This is a genomic window from Alteribacillus sp. YIM 98480 (assembly GCF_009765375.1).
Lineage (GTDB): Bacteria > Bacillota > Bacilli > Bacillales > Marinococcaceae > Alteribacillus.
On record NZ_VTOK01000017.1, the window covers coordinates 28,378 to 47,985 of the forward strand.

Here is a 19,608-nt window from a genome sequence, read left to right on the forward strand (position 1 = left end):
CCCGCAAAGCGAGGCTGTACGATGTTATTTTCACATATTTTACGCAATGTCGTGTCTCTTAAAACCCGGATTTTTTACTTCGGCCGCATGACAAAGTTTAGAGATGCTTTTTTATGATCGCCTTTATCTTCCAGCTTTGTAACAAGCTCTTCTCTTACCCCTTCAGCCACATCACTTTCGAGCCATTTATCCCCTTCAAAGAAAACTTGTGTAATCAAGGTATCATGACCTTCTGCTTCAAACATAATATGAAGGTGAGCCGGCCGCATCGAATGTTGATCCAAATAGTTAAGAAATTCACCAGTTGGGCCTTCTGTTGGAATGGAATAAGGGACCGGAACAATCGTTTTTACGGTGAAATCTCCATTCTCATCCGTATAGAAGTGTCCCCTTAAATTGTATCTTGGTGCATCTGAATCAAAAGCGGAATATTTTGCGGAATTATCGTTCTGCCACATCTCCACGCGGGTGTTTGCAAGCGGTTTACCGGCTGTATTGCTTACATTTCCAGAGAAATATAAGACTTCACCCGGTTCATTTGGCCGCTGCGTTAAAACATGCGGTTTTCCTGGCTCTTTTTCAATATAAGGAGAACCTTCGATGAAATAAGGACCTAATAAAGACGGCTGCGTTCCTGGCATCTTCGTATACATAGCTTGCAGAACATGGGTTTCTAGAAAAACGTCTGCAAAAAGCGGCAGCTCTCCAGCTTGTCCTAGACGATCAGCCCATTTTACAAAGTTTGTGTACTCTTCATGGTTTAACTTCGCTTCTTTTAAAAATTCTTGCATGTGTTTAAGGAACAAATCAAATACTTCTTCCACCCGTTCATTTTTTTTAGCTGCTTGTTTTTGCATTTTTTCTCCTCCTTAAAATATCAAGTATTTAATGATTTGATACGTGGCCGTCCTAGTAAGTGGTCGGCCTGCTTTCTTTTATTATTTTGAAGCAGTTCTCTTATTCTTGTAGATGAGATAATTTCTCCTTTGTCACAAGTGACAAGAGGATGGACGTTCACATGAAAGTAGTCAGATAGAAGGTTCGTGTTCCCTTTTTTTCCTTTCCCAAATTGAAAGTTAGGGCCTACCCAAATTTCCTTAGGTCCTAGAAAGCTAAGTTCTAAGAGAAATTCAAGGGCTTCTCGGGAAGCATATTCCTTATTAAACTCAGCCACTACAACGTAATCAATATCAAATAGTTTGATAAGTTCTATTTTTTCATCGACACTTGTTAACACTCTGGTGTTTTGAAAGTGAGCGCGGGGAGGAGGATCAAAGGTGTAAACGACAGAGGGTACCCCTAATTCACGCGCTCGTTTCGCTGCTTCTTTTATAAGTGTTTGATGACCGCGGTGCAGTCCGTCAAACGCTCCAATGGAAACAACCGAAGACGCTAAGGTGAGGTGGTTATTTTTATAGATGTGCACGATTGCTTCCTCCTCTGGTGCTGGTCTGTTGTTATGAAGTACGGCGCGTTTCTTTAGCTTTTGCGCCTGGAATTAGGCTTGTTTGAAATAATTGACATCATCTGGATTGATCCATGTGTCATTTACCCAGCCGTCCAGGTCGTAGTCTGCCATGCATTGTTCGGCAAAAGCTTCATAAGCCTCTGCTTCACCTGATTCTTGAGCAGTGACCAAATTTTCTAAACGGATATTTTCGTGGTTTCCGGAGTAATTTCGTTCATATAATTCATGACGTCCGCCATACTCTGTCCCGACGATCTCCCACAGTAATTTGATCAACTTGATTTTTTCAAGGGATTTAATGCCATGGGAGCCTCGGTACAGACGGTCAATCAACGGTCTTAACTCCGGATTTTTAAAATCAGCCGCACTGGATGGCTGGACGATTAAGTTACCGGCGACAACATTTTCTATAATTTCTTTAATCTTCGGCCAGCCCTCAGACATGAAGACGCGGTATGACAGCCCATAGTTCAAATTGGGAAGGACTGTGCCGTTACGTCCTTTATCTGGGTTTAAGGCCATGGCATCACTCATTGACCAGAACATGTTTTTCCAGGCTAGAACTTCGCCAACGTTTGCCTGCACTCCGCGGAATTGGTCCGTCCCATTTGTTTTTACGGCTTTAATTAATAATCCTGAAATAAAATCCAGTTTCACTGCTAATCTCGTTACGCCATGAAACGTAAAACGATGAAGAAAACCGCTGTCCGGGAAGAAACTGTTCGCTTTATCCACGTCTTTATAAATAAGAATGTTTTCCCAAGGAATTAATGCTCTTTCAAAAATTAATACGGCATCGTTTTCATCAAAACGGCTGCTTAATGGATAATCAAATGGACTTCCCATCACAGAAGCCTGCATTTCATAGGACTGGCGGCAGATAAGCTTGACTCCCGGTGTATCCATTGGAGCGACAAAGACAAGAGCCATATCTTCGGATCCAACCGGAACAGCACCGTAATGAGCGACAAAATTGTAATTGGTTAAAGCAGAACCAGTGGCAACCATTTTTGCGCCGCTTACAATGACACCTTCATCTGTTTCTTCTTCGGCTCGAACAAACACGTCATTAACGGCTTCCATCGGTTTGTTCCGGTCTACCGGCGGATTAATAATCGCGTGGTTAAAGAACCAGTTTTTCTCTTGGGCTTCTTTATACCAGTATCTTGCGTTATCAGAGTAAGGAGCATAGTAATCCGGATCGGCGCCTAATGTAGCCAAAAAGGAAGCTTTGTAATCGGGAGATCTGCCCATTTGTCCGTATGTGATTTTTGCCCATTCCGCAATAGCATCTCTAGAATGGCGAAGGTCTTCAACCGTCTTGTCAAAGGTAAAAAATTTATGAGTATAACCGTTGTTGCCGGTATCGGTTTTAGTCGTGAGAATATTTTTTGTTTTTTCGTCATGTAAGGCATCGTATTGTTTCGCGATAGATCTGGCGGCGTTTCGAAAAGCAGGATGAGTGGTTACGTCCTTTACTTTCTCGCCGTTAATCCAAACTTCCCTATTATCTTTTAAACTTTCTAAATATTCTTTTCCTGTAAGTGGTCGTTGGGTTTTTTGTCGTTGTTGAAGCATAGAAAAAATCCTCCTTCAAAACTTTTTCCAATTTAAGCGCTTTCAATTGGTACTTTCATTATGATGTTTTTTCTGAATAATTTGAACTGTAAAAAAACGTGGATGTATTAGTTATCACTTTCTATTTTTGTGGTATGGTGCAGTGCTCAGGTTGATAGGGAAGCGCTGAATGGATGGGAAATGCTGAACCAGAGGGAGGAAGAGCTGAAAGGAGGAGAAGGAGAGCCGGAAAAAGAAAGAGCAGAGCTGAAATATCCGAGAGAAGCGCTGAATGAAACTGGGAAGTGCTGAACCAGAGGGAGGAAGAGCTGAAAGAAGGTGAAGAAGAGCCGGAAAAAGAAAGAGCAGAGCTGAAATATCTGAGAGAAGCGCTGAATGGATGGGAAGCGCTGAACCAGAGGGAGGAAGAGCTGAAAGGAGGAGAAGGAGAGCCGAAAAAAGAAAGAGCAGGGCTGAAATATCCGAGAGAAGCGCTGAATGGATGGGAAGTGCTGAACCAGAGGGAGGAAGAGCTGAAAGAAGGTGAAGAAGAGCCGGAAAAAGAAAGAGCAGAGCTGAAATATCTGAGAGAAGCGCTGAATGAAACTGGGAAGTGCTGAACCAGAGGGAGGAAGAGCTGAAAGAAGGTGAAGAAGAGCCGGAAAAAGAAAGAGCAGAGCTGAAATATCTGAGAGAAGCGCTGAATGGATGGGAAACGTTGAACCAGAGGGAGGAAGAGCTGAAAGGAGGAGAAGGAGAGCCGGAAAAAGAAAGAGCAGAGCTGAAATATCTGAGAGAAGCGCTGAATGAAACTGGGAAGTGCTGAACCAGAGGGAGGAAGAGCTGAAATAAAAAAAGAAGATTTAAAAGAAGGTTTAAATGGAGAAAGAAATAGCGAGACATTGAACAAAGCCATAATATACCAACATCCATTAATAAAAATAATATATTATGGCTTATTCTTTTCTAGTGGGACGCCGTATTTTGTTTGCTGTTTATTTTAATGGCAAAATATATTTGAATAGCTAACTGACATTGAAAGCGGCCGGGACCGGATTTTAAATCAACATCACATAAATTCTCAATTCGCTCCAAGCGGTAGCGCAGGCCGGCGATGGAAAGGTGAAGATCATCAGCTGTTTGTTGGAGGTTGCCGTTATTATCAAGATAAGATTTCAACGTTAGCAGTAGATTGGTTTGACTGGTTTGATCATATTCGACCAGTTCCCCAATTGTTTTTTGGTAAAAATCAATGAGTTCTTTTTGATCGGTTCCTTTTAAAAACATAATGACCGGTTCTATATCTTCGTAGAACGATATACGGTTTTCTGAAGGCTGCGTCAGTTGAATAAAGTCACTAATGGTACAAGCATCTTGATAACTTTTTGTGAGAGACTGCAAGCTTTGTGATTCTCGGCCGACCCCAATATAAACCGCAGCAGCAGGGAATTTTTTGTGCAGGGACTTCGCAATGCTAGAAGCAACTTCCTTTGAGTGTTCTGCATCTTCTTTGGATAAAATGATAATAATATATTGACCTTTGGAGAAAACGTCTTTGTCTGCATAGGTTGTATTTAAAAACTGCAGGACTTCTTTGCAGTTCGTTTTTGGTTCTATTTTTATAGAAAGTACACGATTTAAGGAATCAGGGCGAAAATTGAATAAGTGAGAGCGTTTTTCAAACGTTTCATTATCTACATGGTTGAGCATTTCTTCAAAAAATTCTTCTTTCTTTTTCCATAGTGACCTGGTTATTTTCCATTGATGAAAAAGTTGAATAGTGAACACACCTAATGCTCGTTTAATAATGAACTGGTCTTTATTTCTCATTTTTTCGTGCCCGATAATGACCATTCTGCCAAGATTTACGTTATTGGCCCGAATAGGGAAAGTCGCAATGTCATTTTGTTTTTCTTCGGAATAGATGGATTTATCTGCCCAATTGTCATAAACTACTTTGTCCTCTTCCTTTAAGAAAGCGCTTTCAATTATTTGATTATAATAATCTACAACAATGCTTTTGTTTAAAGTTTTTGCTACAAAATCAATCGTTTCAGAAAAATCTTTATCTTCAAGAAATAAGTTGGTCAACTCTTCTTGAATCTTATCGGACTCCATTATATTTTTATTTATTTCGTGAAGTTCATTATAGGCGCGGTCTAGTTCAGAAGCGAGTGACTCTGCTTTATAGTATCTCATGTCTTTTTTATGTTTTTCTTCGAGGTGATCCATCGTTTTCGCCACAAAACGGCAATAGTCATCACCTTTACCAGCACACTTGTCTTCATATACAATTACATCTTTTCCGAAGGTACTAGTAAGGTAGCCGCTTGCATAACCGACTAGGATCCAGCAGACTGTGTCTGTACTGTAACCATAATGATTAATATGTTCCACTGCTTCAAATGAATTTCTCCAAAATCCTGTAAAATGAAGAGACGATTCAGTGGCTTCTATCATATCAGGCTCTACGGTAACAACACCTTCTAACGTATGAAGAACCGGCCCTGCAAGCATTAACTCTTCTTGTGTTTCCCACTCATACATACTGGCAATGCTCTCACCGTCTTTCATTCCCCAAGCCCAGCCGTATCTCATTAAAAATCCTTTTGCTCTTTCCATGCCAAGGGTGTTGATTAAATCTCTACGCAGCAGTCCAAGCCCTTCTACCGAAACTAAAGCCATTCGTTTTTGGTTAAATGTAATCATGCCAGTGCGGGGATTAATATCTATTAGGTTATCAAATAACAATTGATGAGCCCTCATTTCATACCCCTTTCTTAATGTGTTGAGGAGCTACAGCTATTTAGCTACAACTTCAGAAAATGTACCACAGAAATAAAGCAGTGGATTCCCGCTATTATACTCAAATTCTTTTACTTCACCAAGGTAGAGAACATGGTCGCCGCCATCATAAGCAGCCCAAGGTTCGCACTCAATATGAGCAAGCGAGTTTTTTATGCGGTATCCTAATTTTCCTTTTTCCCATTCAAAAGGCTTAGGATCTTGAGCCCGTCCGGCAAAGTGTATGGCTGTATCCTGCTGGCTGTCTGTTAACACGTTTACGATAAATCTATTGTCTTTTAACACATTTAAAGCCGTAGTATTTCGGTCCACCGACACTAACACGAGCATGGGATTAAGGGAGACAGATGTAAACGAGTTAACGGTAAAACCGTGTGTGCCGGCTTCTGTTGCGCTTGTTACAACGGTGACACCGGTTGCGAAATGTCCCATACAATTGCGGAAATCTTTCGGATTCATCCCTAACACTCCTTGTTATTTGTGATTTTAGCAATTTGTTTAAATTGTAACAATATTGAGTTAAATGATATACCGCAAAAAACATTAGAGAATGTTCTGATTACTTGCAGAAAGGTAGGGATGATATAAAAGCGTTTAGCGCTTAAAGAATTCTTCAATAAATGTACGCAAAAACCTTTCAGCTTTCTCAGCAAAATTACCATTAGTTCATTAATGACCATTCAAAAAAGTGCCCCGCATAAAAATTAAGAACCATATAGATATTATTTTTTTGACTTGCAAATACTCTGTAAATTTACCCATTTATTCCTCTCCCTATATTTCACGATCAACTTTATAAATGCCTTCTGTTTTACCAAACTGGTTAATCAATACTATTCTCATAACCTCATTACCTAGTTGTTATGTAGGTAGTTTAAGAAAAGCGCAAGCGCCCTGATCAGCCGCGATAGGTTCTGGAGCTTTCGCGCAGGGTCGCTTGCGGCCCGGAGTCGAAAGGGAAGAAATCCCGACCCCGAGCGGCTGGGCGCTGAAGCTGGACATCAAAAACGCCAACTATTTATAATTTCTTACCTTTTAAAAAAAGGCTGCCCTCAAAGACGGTTGGTCACTGGGGGCAGCCCGTATTTATCATTACAATGCAATTGCATCTTTTTTCAATTCTTCGCGAAGGAGCTCATAGTTCACGCTTAATTTGCCATTCTCCCAGCCTTTTTTGTAGCCTTTTTCAAACGCAGTGTCAGCTGTAAGTTCCTCTACTTCTTTGACAGCATCTACTACTTCATCTAAGAGCGTAATATCAATGCCATGTTCATTCAGTTTGTCAGCTAATGTTTGAAATGAGTCAGCAAATTTTTCTCTTTTTTCTGAGAACAGCACGTGCTGATAAATAGGATATTTCATATTTTTTAATCCTCCTTCTAGTAAACTTTTATATTAGTATCAGCCATAATCGATTTTTTTATACTTTGAATCCATTTCATAAGTACTATTTTGATTATCAAAAACGAACATTATATCGATTGTAGCGGAGGAGGCGACTGCGGGATAAGCTTGAGCTGAAGACCCCGCAGGAAGCTCGCTGCCGAGGAGGCTGAAGCTAGACTGCGGCAAAGAAGACAACTACGAGAACGAACAAAGGGAGTTGGAGTAGATGTCGCGCTTGTGCCCCGAGGATGAAAGCGTCCGCCTGAAGCGTAAATCGAACAATAACTAGTAGATTTATATAATGCTCGTTTAAATGATATAGAAATGAATGAGAAATTCATTCTTTAGATAATAGAATCGATTTGCTTTCTGTGATCAATCGGCAATAAATACAATGCATCTTGATGTATTGGAATGCTTATTCTGTTCGTGTCAGTATGTTTTATCATTACATTACATCTTATTTAAAGCTCATGCTTCGCGCCTTATTTAAACGAATGGGACAGCCTACACGGCATGAGTGATGCACTGGTGGGTGACGCGATCTTCAAAAAACGGTTGGCTTTGGGTAGAACCAGCCATGGTTGTAACTCACCTTAAAAAATTTGATTTTGTGACTTGATGGCAGGCGACCCTGCGCGAAAGCTCCAGAACCTGTCGCGGCTGACCAGGGCGCTTGCGCTTTTCTTATTATCTGTACTGTTGTATCAATGATTCTGGCACTCTATCAAAAACTTCATAGAATCCAATAAAAAATTTGGTAAAAATTCTCACGTGCATTATTGCAATCTATGAGGTATTCGTTTATATTGTGAATATGAGGAAAAGTGAAAAGAGTTTTTATTTTGTGAATATTTATCTCCTCCTCGTAAGAAAATAGTTTTAATTTTTAGCTGCCAATGAATAAGGATATTTATTAATTGTTTTATTAAAATGAAGGGAGGACAAGTAATATAATGATATTTTTTTTATGATATTAATGTATACACAAGACTGTATTACGAACCCTTAAAACATGTTTTAGTATGCATTAATATTTTTTGAGTATTTAAAAATCAAAATTAAATGGTGTTGAACGAAAGTAAGGGGTCATTTTACATCAGATCTGAATTTCGAACCAAACATTTTATAAAAAAGGGGTAATGTTAACATGGCAAGTTTATTAAAACGATTTCTTTTGGTGATCTGCTTGTCCATCCCACTTGTACTAATTGCATGTGGAAATGGAGAAGAAGGGGAAGGGACTGCGGAAAACACAAGTGCAAATGAAAGCAGTACAGAATCTACCGATGGGAATTCTAGTGAATCAACACAATTGAAGGTTGCGTCAAATAATACCCAAACTTCCTGGTATATGTTTACTGGTGCTCTCTCTAACCTGATGCGTGAAGCGTCTCCAGTAAGTGCCAATGTAGACGTTCTTTCGTATGCAGGAGGAGTTGGTAATGCAGAGCTCGTCAATAATGGAGAAGCAGATTTTGCAGTTAGTTTTAATATTACTAATGATTGGGCCTACAATGGAAAAGTTGCTTATGAAGAGCCGATGGAAAACTTACGTGGTTTAGCAGGGGGGATCAATCAATACTATATAGGAGTTATTGCTAGCAATGACTTTCTAGAAGAACATAATATAGAATCCTTACATGATATTCGTGCAAAAGAAATACCGGTTAATGTGATTACGAACCCAGATGGAACATTAGCCGAATATAGCACACGACTTACCCTTGAAGCGTATGGAATGGATTATGACATGATTGAAGATTTTGGCGGTTCGGTCGAGTTAACATCCAACGATGTAATCAAGTCTAATTTTCAAAGTGGAAAAGCCGATCTCCACATTTTAGCTATGACAAAGGCACACCCAGTTATTACAGAAATAGCAATTCAGAGTGATATTACGGTGATGCCGATGGAAGAAGATATTATAGAAGAAATGGAGCAATATGGATACAAGCAAGAAACATTCCCTGCTGGAGAATTTGAAGGTCAAGAAGAAGATGTTACAACTGGTGGTTTTGTAGCATCTTACATTACTAGTGATAATATGGATGAGGAAGTAGCATACACGATTGCCAAAACGGTAACGGAAAATAAGGATGCTTTAGTAGAAGCACATAGTTCTGTATCAGATTTTGAACCGGAACAAGTCGCTAATCCAGAATTAATTGGTATCCCGCTGCACCCCGGTGCTGAGCGTTATTATGAAGAAGAAGGGTTATTGGATTAGGAATTAAAAGAGGAAAAGGAGCATAATGTAGTCTTCTCATTATGCTCTTTTAACACCGCGTATTTCAGGGGTGATTTTTTCTGTAGGAGGATTTCATATGATTAAAAAATTTTTGACCCCTATAGCAATCATTGCGATTTTGTGGGCCCTTTTTCAATTATATTTAGCAGGGATAGGACCAATGACTGCACAAATTCAGCGTTCTGTTCATGTAGCTTTTGCTCTGGCTCTTACTTTTTTATTGGTAAGAAGGGGAAAGGACTCTAAGGTCTTTCTTTTTAGATACTTTGACTTTGTCCTTGTTGCTGTCTCTCTTGCTTCTGGAGCTTATGTTTATTTGTCAGAGGATCGTTTAGTAGCTCGAACGCAATTTGTAAGTGAATTAAGTTACATGGATTATTTTTTTGGGATTGTGATTGTTCTTCTTGTATTAGAAGCTTCAAGAAGATTAGTTGGTAAAACAATGACAATATTGGCAGCTGTTTTTATTTTCTACGCATTTTTTGGAAATCTAGTGCCAGGATTATTAAATCACAGTGGATTAGACTTTAAACAAATGGTAGAAATTATGTTTCTTTCAGCGGATGGTATTCTAGGCGTTCCTACAGGAGTATCAGTAGATTATGTATTCTATTTCATTATGTTTGCTGCATTTTTAGAGATTTCCGGTGGCGGGAGACTGTTTATCGATCTTGCATTTAAAATAACAGGACGAATGAAAGGCGGCCCTGCAAAAGCTGCGATCATGGCAAGTGGTGGAATGGGAACTATTAGTGGAAGTGCCGTAGGAAATGTGGCCAGCACTGGTGTTTTTACTATTCCTCTTATGAAAAGAGCTGGTTACACTCCCAAGTTTGCTGCTTCAATAGAAGCTTTGGCGTCCACAGGAGGTCAAATTTTACCTCCGATAATGGGGGCAGCTGCATTCTTATTAGCAGACACGGTTGGAGTTCCTTACACAGAAGTAATTCTTTCTGCTTTAATTCCAGCTCTTCTGTTTTATATGGCGTTACTTATCATGGTACATTTACAAGCCATTAAAGGAGACGTTACTACTTACTCAAGGGATGTACAAACCAAAAAAGAAAGTGTGCTAAAAAGGATTCATCTCCTCTTACCGCTTGGTTTACTAGTATTTCTCATATTTTCGGGAGCAACCTTGCAATCTGCAGCGTTTTGGTCGATTTTATCTGTCATTGGGGTCAGTTATATAAGAAAAGAAACAAGATTTTCTTTAACTAATATTTTGGATGGCTTGGTCCAGGGGTCGAAACAAGCTGTTCAAGTTGCTATCCCTTGTGCCGTAGCAGGTATTGTAGTTGGAGTAGTAACGCATTCTGGTCTTGGTATGAAGCTGGGAAATTTAATTATTAATGCTTCTTTTGGCATACCGGTATTATCCGCAATTCTGGTAGCTATTGGGTGTATTATTTTAGGGATGGGAATGCCAACAACATCAGCCTATATCATGGGTGCTATGTTGCTTGCTCCTTCCTTAATATCATTAGATTTTCATCCAGTTGCGGCTCAGTTGTTTGTTCTTTATTTTGCCGTATTATCAATGATTACTCCACCAATTGCCTTGGCAACATATAGTGCTGCAACCATTGCAAAAACCGATACGAATACAACTGGATTTTACGCTTTCTTTTTAGGAATACCACTTTATCTCATCCCATTTGCGTTTTTGTTTAACCCCGCGATGTTATTGTATGGAGAAATATCGTCCATTATTTGGGTCACTTTTACAACTACAATCGGGTTATTCATGTTATCGAGCGCGGTTATTGGCTATTTATTTGATAATTTAGGAACAGGAATGCGTTGGATATTAATGATTCTGTCCGCTTGTTTAATCATTCCTGAGGGTTTTACCGACATTATTGGAGTTATTTTTGCAGGAATTATTATCCTTTGGAAAAAACGTACAGTGATTGAAGCGGCAAAAAATAACTCTAAAAAGCAAAAAATGGATCAAGCAACGTAAAGATAAAACAAATATTTTTATTTAGAAAATTTAATTCGCCATGCTATTATTCATTAGAGTGATTGTTAATGCCCTAAGAGAATTAACATCTCATGCTTTTAACAGGTGTTAGGAGGACTACTATTTAGGGCATTTTTATTTTACTATTCTAGGGGTTCAGTGCGTGTTATCCCTAAAAGTTAAGTGAATTTCATTCTTGATAAGGAAAGGTCATTATTTTAATAAAAGTATGGAAGATGATTTTACATAGTATTGACAAAAGTCTGCAAATTTTGATATATTGTGTATACAGAATTCAGTATAACAAATTATTTGTACTTAAACTTTATGAAACATTAACTAACAAAAAGGGTGGTAAAAATGATTTTAAAAATTTCAGAAAGGAATGATAATTCTAGTAAATTAATAAAAACATAGCTTAAGAAAAATTTGAGATGAACAACTTATGGGCAATAAAAAGCATAAAAAGCCGATTGAAATGCAGGGTGAAAAAAGGATAAAAGATTATATTTCCGTTCATTTTTGGACAATTGCCCTGTACATTTATCAGCTCAGTTAAGAAAGAGTTTTCTATTAAATAGAGGGATTAGCATAGTAGATTAAAGTTTGTAAATTAGGAGGATAAACATGAAGAAGACAAAAACAATATTGAGTTCTCTTTTGCTAAGTACGATGGGGTTTCTTGCAGCTTGTGGAGAAGAAAGCGGAAGCCAAGACAGTTCTGCTGAATCAACAGAAGAAGGATCTTCAGAAGAGTCCATTGTCCTTTCTACTGCAAACATTACACAAGCTGACAACTCGTTAAGTGTTGTATTACAAAACATAGGAGATGAATTGGAAGAACGGACGGATGGAAGAATTACTGCAGAACATAATCCTGGCGGTCAACTAGGAAATGAAGAAGACATGATGCAGCAGTTAAACTCTGGAACAATTGATATTGCTAATATTACAACAGCTCAGCTAAGTAATTCCTCACCTGCTTTTGGAGCATGGTTAACGCCATTTGTTGTAGAAACGCATGAACAAGCCTATGAATTGTGGACAAGTGAGGAGTCAATGGCACTTTTTGATACATTAGAGAACCAAAACGTTAAAGGGTTGGGATATTCCACTTCTGGGTTTCGATACATGTTATCCGTCGATCCCATTGATTCGGTATCAGATCTAGACGGTTTCAAACTTCGTACTACACCAAGCCCAACCATTATGGATTTTTGGAATGGTGTAGGAGCAAGCCCAACAGCGATGCCCCTTACTGAAGTTTATACTTCTCTTCAAACAAACGTGATAGATGGTGTAGATATTGATACGCAATCCCTTGTAAGTGAAAACTTAACTGAAATTGCAACCAACATGACACCTTCTAAGCATATGTACTGGGCTGCAGGAATTATGATGAATCAAGAACGCTGGGACAGTTTTTCGGAAGAAGATCAGCAATTGATACAAGAAGTAGTAGATGAAGTAACCAAAGAAAATGCTGAAACGTTAATAGAATTTGAGGAAAACTTATTAGAAAACGGAGAAGATGAACAAGGCGTTTCAATTGTTGAATTTGACTACTCCGAATTTGACCCAGTAACCGAGGAAGTACGTGAGGCCTGGATGGAAAAAAGCCCTGAGATTAAGCCATTTTTAGAAAAAGCTGATGAAATAAAATCCGAGTAACAAGTAGGTGAGACAATGAAAGAGGACGTTCAAAAGAAAAGTATGATTGCGGCAATTGCTAACGGAATGGAACGCGTTCTCGAATGGGTTAGTATTATCTTCATTGTATTGTTAACCATAAACATGATTATGGCTGTCTTCTTTCGTTATATATTAAGTGATTCCATTTTTTGGGCTGATGAATTATCTCTCGTTTTGTTCGCTTGGCTTACTTTTTTAGGTGGGAGTCTTGCAGTGAAACGTTCTGAGATGGCGGCGGTTACTCTTTTTCTTAGCCGCCTGCCTGACAGAACATATAGAATGTTCTCAAGTTTAATTCAGATCCTTATAATCATTTTTTCTGGGGTGTTAGGTTATTACTCCTATTTGTGGATTTCAAGTCCTAGTGTAGTAAATATGATGTCTTCTACCCTTCCAATGAGCATGTGGATTATTTACTTGATTGTCCCCATTAGTATGGTTTGTATTATTGTATTCGCGGTGGACAATATCCGCAAGATATATACTAAACAGCTCAATGAGGAGGGAGGCTTTCCATTATGATAGCTGCTATAGCATTTTTCTTATTGCTGCTGTTAGGGGTTCCTATAGCATTTGTATTAGGTTTAACTACATTAATATTTGTTATTTCTACAGGAAATATTGCCGTTTTTGAGTCCATGCCTTCTCGCATGTACAATGGCTTGCAAACGTTTGGTCTTGTTGCAATCCCAATGTTCATTTTATTAGGAGAAGTCATGAATAGAGGGGGAATAACAGAACGTCTTATTGAATTCTGCCAAACGATTCTAGCACATTTACGCGGAGGTTTAGCTTACGTTAATGTTTTAGCTAATATGGCTCTAGCTTCTATTGTTGGATCTGCCAATGCTCAAACAGCCATTATGAGTAAAACCATGGTTCCTTCTATGGAAAAGGAAGGCTATAAAAGAGAATTTAGTACTGCTCTAACGGCGTCATCATCCATTATAGGTCCTTTAATTCCGCCAAGTATGCCATTTATTGTTTATGGTGTAACAGCTGGTGTATCTATTGGAAGCTTGTTTCTAGCAGGGATCGTACCAGGGATTTTCTTTGCGCTAGGTTTTTCCATTGCTATTTATTTTATAGCAAAAAAACAAAATCTACCAACCTCTGAAAAATCAGAGTGGACACATATATTAAAATCTACATTAAATGTACTTCCAGCCTTAATTATACCAGTTTTCATATTAGTAGGTATTACCACAGGAGCGTTTACTGCAACAGAATCAGCTGCAGTTGCTGTATTTATTGCTTTCCTTGTCGGTTTTTTCTTTTACAAACAGTTAAAGTTAAAGGATTTGCCAAAACTATTTTTTCAAACGGTTATTACATCTTCAGCTGTAACTTTTCTGTTAGCAACATCTAATATTTTTGGCTGGGTATTAAGTGTACAGAGAGTTCCACAAATGGTAGCAGAAGTTTTTCTAGGGCTTACGGAAAATCCACTTATTTTCTTATTATTGATTAATATTCTTCTCTTAATCATTGGAATGGTCATAGATGGGCTAGCTGCTTTAATATTATTAACTCCTATCCTGCTTCCTATTGCCGTTCAATTTGGAGTAGATCCGATTCATTTCGGTGTCATTATGGTTATTAACTTAACATTAGGGCTCATGACTCCTCCAGTAGGTACGGTCCTGTTTATTGCTTCATCTACTGCAAAAGTTAAGGTAGAAACTTTAATTCGCAGCATAGCTCCATTTTTGATCATATCTTTTGTCATTCTTTTAATTATAACTTATATGCCTTGGACCAGTCTTAGCATTCCAACGTTCTTCAATAGATAAAATTAACTTATGAACAAGGGGGATACTTATGAAAAGTAGTTTTTTTCGAAATTGGCTGGAATATATGGCATCTAACAATAACATAGGTATTGTTGAAAAACCTGTGTCTATCACACATGAAATTGCGGCCTTCACGAAGTACTTAGATGGAAAGAATCCTGTTCTCTTTTCTAATGTTGAAGGCTACGATATACCAGTTGTGGCTGGCATAGCTAGTACGAGAGAACAATTTGCTGATGCGATTGGGTGCAGCTTAAAAGACATGAGTACGAAATTTTTGGATGCGATTGATAATCCTGTTCCAAACCAGAGAATGAACAGAGAAGATGCACCTGTTCAAGAGAATGTTGTTACTGAGGATATAGATTTGTTAACAATGCTACCCATACCAAAATTTCATAAAAAGGATTCCGGTCACTATATTACAGCAGGTCTAGCCATTGTGCGAGATCCTAAAACAGGTAAGCAGAATGTATCTATTCATAGGCTGCAAGTTTCGGGGAAGAACAAACTCGGAGCCTTAATTCTTCCAAGACATACGTATAATTTTTATAAGTATGCAGAAGAAAGAGACCAACCACTAGAAATTGCGATTGTACTTGGGGTCGATCCTATTTTGATGCTTGCCTCACAGGCTATAGCACCTCTAGGACAGGATGAACTGGAAATTGCAGGTGCAATCAAAGGAGAAGCCGTTTCTGTTGTTAAATGTACAACAGTGGACATTGATGTACCAGCTTATTCGGAAATTGTTCTGGAAGGGAAGATACTACCAAAAGTTCGTGAGTCTGAAGGACCTTTTGGAGAATTTCCAAGTTATTATGGACCCGAAAGTGATAAGCACGTCATAACGGTGGATGCCATAACGCACAGAAGCTGCCCCATTTTTCAGACTTGCTTGGCTGGATCAGACGAGAACCTTTTATTAGGTGCAATCCCAAGGGAAGCTGGATTACTTCGTGCTCTTCGCAATACATCTCCTATGGTAAAAGAGGTTCATCTAACCAGAGGGGGGAAAAATCGTTTTCATTTAGTAGTATCGATGAAAAAGAGAAATGAAGGTGAAGCAAAGAATGTTATTTTTGCTGCATTTGCAGGTCATTATGACATAAAACAAGTCATTATAGTAGATGAAGAGATAGATATATTTAATAGTGAACAAGTGGAGTGGTGTGTGGCGACGCGGTTTCAAGCAGACAAAGATTTAGTCGTTGCTCACGGAGCTCTGGGCTCCAAATTGGATCCTTCTACAGACAACGGAGTGAGTGCAAAAATGGGACTGGATTGTACTGTTCCTTTAGATGCTGACCCTTTTGATTATGAAGTAACTGAAATTCCGAACATGGAAAAGATTGATTTTGAGGCAGATATACAGTGGAAAGCTAAAAATAAGCTAAGCTCTTATTGGAAAGAGGAATCAATGACCAAATAATAAACGTTAGAATTTCGGCAGTATTCGCACCAAAAAAGGAATTAAAAACTTGCCCTTCCCCTGAAATGACAGGCTTCATATTTAATAATGTTAAGTGATTGGAATATTGACAGAAAGTTTTTAATAGTATATAGTGTATGTTGAATTATGTGTTTTGTGTTATGTATACATAAAATAAACAAAACGTTAAAGTAAGTAACTATAAAAGTAAGTTTGGAAGAGTCAAAGAGATTGTATTTAGAAAAGTTCTATTTATTAAAAAAGAAGGGGTGACTCATTAATGCCAAGAACCGGTCAACAATATTTAGAATCTTTGCAAGACAATAGAAATATCTACATTGATGGTGAAAGAGTTGATAATGTTACAACTCATTCGGCTTTCAAAGGAATTAGCCAAACAGTTGCTAGAATGTATGACGTCGTAAACGAGGAACCTGAATTGATGACATACGAGACAGAAGACGGCACTCGTGCAAATAAGATTTACATGATTCCAAGAAGTCGTGAAGATTTAGAAAGCCGCAGAAAAGCTATCACAAGGTGGACAGAAGAAACTTATGGTCTAGTCGGAAGAAGCCCGGACCATGTAGCAGGTTTTTTTGCAGGATTTGCCAGCAACCCAGATGTTTTTGCTCGCGGTGGAGAACAGTATAAAGAGAATCTTCTAAATTTTTATAAATATGCTCGAGATAATGATAAGTTCTTATCTTATGTCATTATTCCACCTCAAATCGATAGAAGTAAAACAGCTTCAGAACTAGACAATGAGTTTCTTGCAACAGGGGTTTATGAAGAAAAAGAAGACGGTATTATCATTCGCGGTTCTCAGATGCTTGGAACAAGTGCAGCTGTTTCAGATTACATGTTTGTAAGCTGCATAACCCCATTGAAAGAAGGAGACGAAAAATATGCACTATCCTTCGTTGTTCCAATGGGAGCTCAGGGACTTAAGCTTTATGCGCGTCCTGGGTATGCGATGGGAAAACCGAGTACATTTGATTATCCATTGTCTACTAATTTTGATGAAACAGACGCTTTGGTCGTGTTCGATGATGTGTTTATTCCTTGGGAGCATGTATTTGTATATAAGAATATTGAACTAACAAAAGCACAATTCTTTGAAACTCCTGCTCACGTTTTAGGGAATAATCAGTCTCAAACACGGTTTGTAACGAAAGTGAAGTTCGCTATTGGGCTAGCCAAGAAAATAACAGAAATGAATGGAACAGATAAAATCCCTCCTGTACAAGGAAGGCTTGGAGATTTGGCATCCCTTGCTGGGACTGTTGAAGGATTTTTACTTTCTTCCGAATATGAATGCTATATCAATGAACAAGGCGTAGCTGTTCCTAACCCCAGATTTTTATATGGAATTATGGGACTACAGAGTACCTTATATACCGATGTGCTGCATATCGTACGTGAACTTGCTGGTGGTGGCGTTTTGCAGGTTCCATCCACCTATAAAGAGTTTGTTAACCCAGAAACAAAAGAGGATATGCAAAAATATATTAAAACAAGTAATGAAGACGTCTCTTCAGAGGATAAAGTGAAGCTTTTCAAATTAGCATGGGATTTAATCGGTACAGAATTTGGCGGCAGACATCAACAATATGAAATGTTCTATGCAGGAGCTCCTCACGTAGCCAAAGGGCATGCCTATAGAAATTATGGTTACCAGGAAACAGTAGAGCTGGTCGAAAAATGCTTATCCAGCTATAGCATTCCTGAACTAGAAAAACAAAATTAAAGCAGAGATGGAGGTGATTTTGAATGAAGATTGCAACCTTGCAGCTTGAAATTAGAGATGACGAAACAAAACAAGAAAGAATAGATAGAGTTGATAGCTTACTAGATGATGTGAACGATGTGGATATGGTTGTGCTGCCAGAAATATGGGCAACTGGCTACTTTTCGTTTGATAAATATACAGAAGAAGCAGAAGAAATAAACGGCCCCTTTGCCCAGCACTTTTCTGAAAAGGCGAAAAAAATGAATTGTTATATATTTGCCGGGAGCTTCGTGGAAAAAGACGAAGGCCGTTATTATAACACGAGTATTATGTTCAATCAGGATGGAGAAGTCATTGGGACATATCGAAAAATGCATTTGTTTCGATATGGCTCAAAAGAAGGGGAAATTTTAACTAGAGGGGAAGAACCAACTGTTATAGACACGGCTTTTGGAAAAATTGGTCTAACAACTTGTTATGATCTTCGTTTCCCAGAGCTATACAGGGCACAGGTAGATTTAGGTGCAGAAATATTTTTAGTTACTTCAGCTTGGCCTCATCAGAGACTTGAACATTGGAACATTTTTAATGTGGCTAGAGCCTTGGAAAATCAATGCTATCTTGTTTCCTGTAATTGTGCAGGGATTACACAAGGTGTGAAATTAGGAGGCCATAGTCAAATTATAGATCCTTTTGGAACAGTAATAAAAAGAGCGGATGAAATTGAAACAACGATAAGAGCAGACATTGATTTATCCCAGATAGAAAAAATAAGAGAGACATTTCCACAGTTAAAACACAGAGTGATCGAGAGAGGAGTGTGTGCACAATGAAGTTCCAAATAGGAAAGGAAAAAATAGAATGGAAACCTAAAAGACTTCTTATTGCTGGGTATACCTCAAAAGACCAAGAGCAGCTGCAAAAACATATTAAAGAATTAGAAGAAGAGCTGGGTGTAGAGCCGCCTCCGGCTATACCAATGATCTATGATTTGTCACCGGAACTATTAACAACAGATGAACAGATATCCGTTGTTAATAATGACAGCAGTGGAGAAGCAGAAGTAATAGCAGCAGAAATAAATGGACAATGGTACATCGGTATTGGAAGTGACCATACGGATAGAAAGTTAGAATCTGTCTCTGTACAAAAATCCAAACAAGTTTGCGGGAAGCCGATCACTAGTGAATTGTGGCCTTTAGCTAGTGTAGAGAGTTACTGGGATGAGATTGAGATGAAAAGCTGGATGGTTGATAAAGATGGCCGGCACTTGTACCAATCTGGAAAGTTAAATGAGTTTATGAAACCTGAAGACTTAGTAAATATTATCAAAGAAAGAAACTATTATAGTTCAGACTCTGTTATATTTTGTGGTACGCTTCCTTTGCTGAGTGAAGGGTTTATATATGGAGAACAATTCATTGCTGAATTATATGATCCTATTGAAAATAGAAGCATTACCTTACATTACGATGTACATCTTTTAAAAGATGCAGAAGATATTAAAAATCCTAAGGAGGTATAAT

The 19,608-nt window shown here is 38.5% G+C and carries 17 protein-coding genes; 11 read left to right on the forward strand and 6 right to left on the reverse strand.

Features of this window, described 5'->3' with window-relative positions; translation table 11 throughout:
* Positions 1–74: 74 nt before the first annotated feature.
* From FZF09_RS18600 to FZF09_RS18610, 3 genes are all read right to left on the reverse strand, one after another.
* Entirely contained in the window at positions 75–857 is a 783-nt protein-coding gene (locus FZF09_RS18600) for a dioxygenase family protein (protein ID WP_158738092.1), read from the reverse strand.
* 20 nt (positions 858–877) lie between these two features.
* Positions 878–1,426, reverse strand: coding sequence for an FAD synthetase family protein (locus FZF09_RS18605; RefSeq protein ID WP_158738093.1), 549 nt, complete (start codon positions 1,424–1,426; stop codon positions 878–880).
* A 72-nt stretch (positions 1,427–1,498) separates the two neighbouring features.
* Positions 1,499–3,046: a 4-hydroxyphenylacetate 3-hydroxylase N-terminal domain-containing protein gene (locus FZF09_RS18610; RefSeq protein ID WP_158738094.1), complete on the reverse strand. Its 1,548-nt coding sequence runs from the start codon at positions 3,044–3,046 to the stop codon at positions 1,499–1,501.
* Positions 3,047–3,330: 284 nt separating this feature from the next.
* Between FZF09_RS18610 and FZF09_RS18615 the strand changes: the two genes are divergently transcribed.
* Positions 3,331–3,645, forward strand: a complete 315-nt coding sequence (locus FZF09_RS18615; RefSeq protein ID WP_158738095.1) for a hypothetical protein — start codon at positions 3,331–3,333, stop codon at positions 3,643–3,645.
* Positions 3,639–3,851: a hypothetical protein gene (locus tag FZF09_RS18620; RefSeq protein WP_158738096.1), complete on the forward strand. Its 213-nt coding sequence runs from the start codon at positions 3,639–3,641 to the stop codon at positions 3,849–3,851. Before FZF09_RS18615 ends, FZF09_RS18620 begins: the two co-directional genes overlap by 7 nt.
* A 140-nt stretch (positions 3,852–3,991) precedes the next feature.
* On the opposite strand, the gene FZF09_RS18625 is transcribed toward FZF09_RS18620, so the two are convergent.
* The 3 genes from FZF09_RS18625 to FZF09_RS18635 all read right to left on the reverse strand — a co-directional run bounded on the left by FZF09_RS18625 (position 3,992) and on the right by FZF09_RS18635 (position 7,192).
* On the reverse strand, positions 3,992–5,791 hold the full coding sequence (locus FZF09_RS18625) for a XylR N-terminal domain-containing protein (protein ID WP_158738097.1): 1,800 nt from the start codon (positions 5,789–5,791) through the stop codon (positions 3,992–3,994).
* Between the two features lie 36 nt (positions 5,792–5,827).
* Positions 5,828–6,289: a flavin reductase family protein gene (locus tag FZF09_RS18630; RefSeq protein WP_158738098.1), complete on the reverse strand. Its 462-nt coding sequence runs from the start codon at positions 6,287–6,289 to the stop codon at positions 5,828–5,830.
* A gap of 633 nt (positions 6,290–6,922) precedes the next feature.
* Positions 6,923–7,192: a hypothetical protein gene (locus FZF09_RS18635; protein WP_158738099.1), complete on the reverse strand. Its 270-nt coding sequence runs from the start codon at positions 7,190–7,192 to the stop codon at positions 6,923–6,925.
* A 1,174-nt stretch (positions 7,193–8,366) separates the two neighbouring features.
* On the opposite strand from FZF09_RS18635, the gene FZF09_RS18640 reads away from it, so the two are divergent.
* From FZF09_RS18640 to FZF09_RS18680, 9 genes are all read left to right on the forward strand, one after another.
* On the forward strand, positions 8,367–9,446 hold the full coding sequence (locus FZF09_RS18640) for a TAXI family TRAP transporter solute-binding subunit (RefSeq protein ID WP_158738100.1): 1,080 nt from the start codon (positions 8,367–8,369) through the stop codon (positions 9,444–9,446).
* A 97-nt stretch (positions 9,447–9,543) separates the two neighbouring features.
* Positions 9,544–11,433, forward strand: a complete 1,890-nt coding sequence (locus FZF09_RS18645; RefSeq protein ID WP_158738101.1) for a TRAP transporter permease — start codon at positions 9,544–9,546, stop codon at positions 11,431–11,433.
* Between the two features lie 627 nt (positions 11,434–12,060).
* A complete protein-coding gene (locus tag FZF09_RS18650; protein WP_158738102.1) occupies positions 12,061–13,104 on the forward strand; it encodes a TRAP transporter substrate-binding protein in 1,044 nt (347 codons plus the stop codon).
* 15 nt (positions 13,105–13,119) lie between these two features.
* Positions 13,120–13,647 (forward strand): TRAP transporter small permease, encoded by a 528-nt coding sequence (locus FZF09_RS18655; protein WP_158738103.1) that lies wholly within the window; start codon positions 13,120–13,122, stop codon positions 13,645–13,647.
* Positions 13,644–14,918, forward strand: a complete 1,275-nt coding sequence (locus FZF09_RS18660) for a TRAP transporter large permease (RefSeq protein ID WP_158738104.1) — start codon at positions 13,644–13,646, stop codon at positions 14,916–14,918. The genes FZF09_RS18655 and FZF09_RS18660 overlap by 4 nt, the downstream gene beginning before the upstream one ends.
* 28 nt (positions 14,919–14,946) lie before the next feature.
* Positions 14,947–16,350, forward strand: coding sequence for a UbiD family decarboxylase (locus FZF09_RS18665; protein WP_158738105.1), 1,404 nt, complete (start codon positions 14,947–14,949; stop codon positions 16,348–16,350).
* 280 nt (positions 16,351–16,630) lie between these two features.
* Positions 16,631–18,100, forward strand: coding sequence for a 4-hydroxyphenylacetate 3-hydroxylase family protein (locus FZF09_RS18670; RefSeq protein WP_158738106.1), 1,470 nt, complete (start codon positions 16,631–16,633; stop codon positions 18,098–18,100).
* Positions 18,101–18,123: 23 nt separating this feature from the next.
* Entirely contained in the window at positions 18,124–18,915 is a 792-nt protein-coding gene (locus FZF09_RS18675; RefSeq protein ID WP_158738107.1) for a carbon-nitrogen family hydrolase, read from the forward strand.
* Positions 18,912–19,607 (forward strand): DUF2848 family protein, encoded by a 696-nt coding sequence (locus FZF09_RS18680; protein WP_158738108.1) that lies wholly within the window; start codon positions 18,912–18,914, stop codon positions 19,605–19,607. Before FZF09_RS18675 ends, FZF09_RS18680 begins: the two co-directional genes overlap by 4 nt.
* The last annotated feature ends 1 nt before the right edge of the window (position 19,608 follow it).

Excerpts from the sequence above, each read along its gene's own strand:
- FZF09_RS18675 (WP_158738107.1), top strand. The coding sequence starts at position 18,124 with ATGAAGATTGCAACCTTGCAGCTTGAAATTAGAGATGACGAAACAAAA.
- FZF09_RS18600 (WP_158738092.1), bottom strand. The coding sequence starts at position 857 with ATGCAAAAACAAGCAGCTAAAAAAAATGAACGGGTGGAAGAAGTATTT.
- FZF09_RS18680 (WP_158738108.1), top strand. The coding sequence starts at position 18,912 with ATGAAGTTCCAAATAGGAAAGGAAAAAATAGAATGGAAACCTAAAAGA.
- FZF09_RS18660 (WP_158738104.1), top strand. The coding sequence starts at position 13,644 with ATGATAGCTGCTATAGCATTTTTCTTATTGCTGCTGTTAGGGGTTCCT.
- FZF09_RS18635 (WP_158738099.1), bottom strand. The coding sequence starts at position 7,192 with ATGAAATATCCTATTTATCAGCACGTGCTGTTCTCAGAAAAAAGAGAA.
- FZF09_RS18630 (WP_158738098.1), bottom strand. The coding sequence starts at position 6,289 with ATGAATCCGAAAGATTTCCGCAATTGTATGGGACATTTCGCAACCGGT.
- FZF09_RS18610 (WP_158738094.1), bottom strand. The coding sequence starts at position 3,046 with ATGCTTCAACAACGACAAAAAACCCAACGACCACTTACAGGAAAAGAA.
- FZF09_RS18670 (WP_158738106.1), top strand. The coding sequence starts at position 16,631 with ATGCCAAGAACCGGTCAACAATATTTAGAATCTTTGCAAGACAATAGA.
- FZF09_RS18665 (WP_158738105.1), top strand. The coding sequence starts at position 14,947 with ATGAAAAGTAGTTTTTTTCGAAATTGGCTGGAATATATGGCATCTAAC.
- FZF09_RS18650 (WP_158738102.1), top strand. The coding sequence starts at position 12,061 with ATGAAGAAGACAAAAACAATATTGAGTTCTCTTTTGCTAAGTACGATG.
- FZF09_RS18645 (WP_158738101.1), top strand. The coding sequence starts at position 9,544 with ATGATTAAAAAATTTTTGACCCCTATAGCAATCATTGCGATTTTGTGG.
- FZF09_RS18640 (WP_158738100.1), top strand. The coding sequence starts at position 8,367 with ATGGCAAGTTTATTAAAACGATTTCTTTTGGTGATCTGCTTGTCCATC.
- FZF09_RS18625 (WP_158738097.1), bottom strand. The coding sequence starts at position 5,791 with ATGAGGGCTCATCAATTGTTATTTGATAACCTAATAGATATTAATCCC.
- FZF09_RS18655 (WP_158738103.1), top strand. The coding sequence starts at position 13,120 with ATGAAAGAGGACGTTCAAAAGAAAAGTATGATTGCGGCAATTGCTAAC.